At 55.6% G+C, this 1,701-nt stretch carries 1 protein-coding gene; it reads right to left on the bottom strand.

The features are described 5' to 3' along the window. Window positions 1-151: 151 nt before the first annotated feature. The gene (locus QP994_RS10980) at window positions 152-1,360 is read right to left on the bottom strand and encodes an IS110 family RNA-guided transposase (RefSeq protein ID WP_284866811.1); all 1,209 of its coding nucleotides are present in this window, start codon (window positions 1,358-1,360) and stop codon (window positions 152-154) included. Window positions 1,361-1,701 lie beyond the last annotated feature (341 nt).

Below are 1,701 nucleotides of genomic sequence, written 5' to 3'. Positions count from 1 at the left end.
GGGGGGTGTTCCTATATAGGTTGTCAACTCCGTGGGTGAGGTTGTTGGGGGTATGAAGGGCTTCTGCTTCGCCGTGTGAATGTTGTTTTCGGGCATCTCGAGGAGCCGATTGGGCTTGCTGCTCAATCGGCTTGGATGGGGGCTGTTGGTTCTAAGCTGCTGTGGCCTCTTGGACTGTGGAGATGTCTCGGTAGAGCTCGCCGCTACGCATCATGGCGAAGAGAACGTTTAGGCGTCGGCGTGCGAGTGCGACAACTGCGGCGTTGTGTCTTTTGCCTTCTTTGCGTTTTCGTTCATAGAATTGTCGGGAACGCTCGTGGAATCTGATCGATGCAAAAGACGATTGCCATAGGGCGTTCTTTAATTTTTTGTTGCCAGCCCGGTTGGGCGAATTCGACATGATGGACGTTCCCGACTGATTCGTCCGCGGTGATAGGCCTGCATAGGACGCTAGGTGCGCTGCATCGGGGAAGTCGGACATATCGCCAACGGTCATGAGGATCTGCGCGGCGCTACGCGGACCGATGCCGGGCATGGATAAAAGAATCTCGGTGTGAGGAATGTCCTGGATGAGCTTGAGCACCTGCGCCTCGATTTCTTTACGATGCTCGAGTTTGGCCAATGCATCTTTGGCGGACATTGCTACGCCAAGTTCGGCGTATTCTGCCCCGGCAATGGACACGGTCTGCCCGTGGATGGCAGCAAGCATGGCATCGATGACAGGCTCAGGATTGCGCGCCCTGTGACTGCGCGCAAAGGCTGCCAGACGTGCTCTACCGACGCGTCGAATCTTGGTGGGGCCACCGTATTTGGCAAGTAGGTGGAGGATCCACTTGCGATGAATCACCTGTCCGCGCAGAACATGTTCGAATGCAGGATAGGTTCCCACGAGCGCGGATCGCATCTGGTTAATCAGGCGTGTGTAGGCCCGGGCGAGATCTTCGTCAATACCGTTGAGCACTTTCAGCTGGATAAAGACTTCCTCAACGCGGTCGACGCTGCGCAAGGCATCCGGAAGTTTAAGACCGGCATGGGCGATGACGTAGGCGTCGCGCACATCGGTCTTGGAGTTGCCGACGTGGATGCGAGAGAGCTGCCGCATCGCAAGCCCCGGTAGATAGCGAACGTCGGCCCCCATATCTTGGGCGACTGCGACGGTTAACCGGCCGATGTTGTTGGGTTGATCGACAATGACAAGAACCGAAGCGTCATCGGCGAGAAATTTGCCGAAGAGCTTGCGTAGTGAGCCTTCATGCTGGTTGATGCGTTCGGACAGGACTTGTCTGCCTTGGGAATCGAGGACGCAGGCGTGGTGGAAGTATTTGCCGACGTCCACGCCAATGACGAAGTCATAGGCCATGGGTGTGTGCCTCCTAGCGATGAATGAGAAGTTGGATTATTTATGCTTCATCGCTGGGGTTGGTCGGACATACTTGCACTGGCATCCACATTACTGTGAGACCTCATACCACCTGGGCTGGGTCAAGTTCCTATTAGCAGTTTGAGTATGTCACTGTCTTCGGCGACATCACCCCCCGGATCATTTTCAGACAGGGACAGGAATAAGCCATACCGAAGCCAGCGACTAGTTCCACTGTTCTTGCGAACGGAGGGAACGGAAGTAAACATAACCCGCCCAATCGGGTGGACGGCCTATGAATCTTCGGTGCCCTGGGGTGGAACTGCTAACAACGTAATGGG

The organism is Corynebacterium sp. MSK044 (assembly GCF_030232825.1).
GTDB lineage: Bacteria > Actinomycetota > Actinomycetes > Mycobacteriales > Mycobacteriaceae > Corynebacterium.
Note: the sequence above shows the minus strand (reverse complement) of the source record. Positions and strands in the feature narration are given on the sequence as shown.

What these genes read in the sequence shown, in the direction of transcription:
- QP994_RS10980 (WP_284866811.1), bottom strand. Translation starts at nt 1,360, where the DNA reads ATGGCCTATGACTTCGTCATTGGCGTGGACGTCGGCAAATACTTCCAC.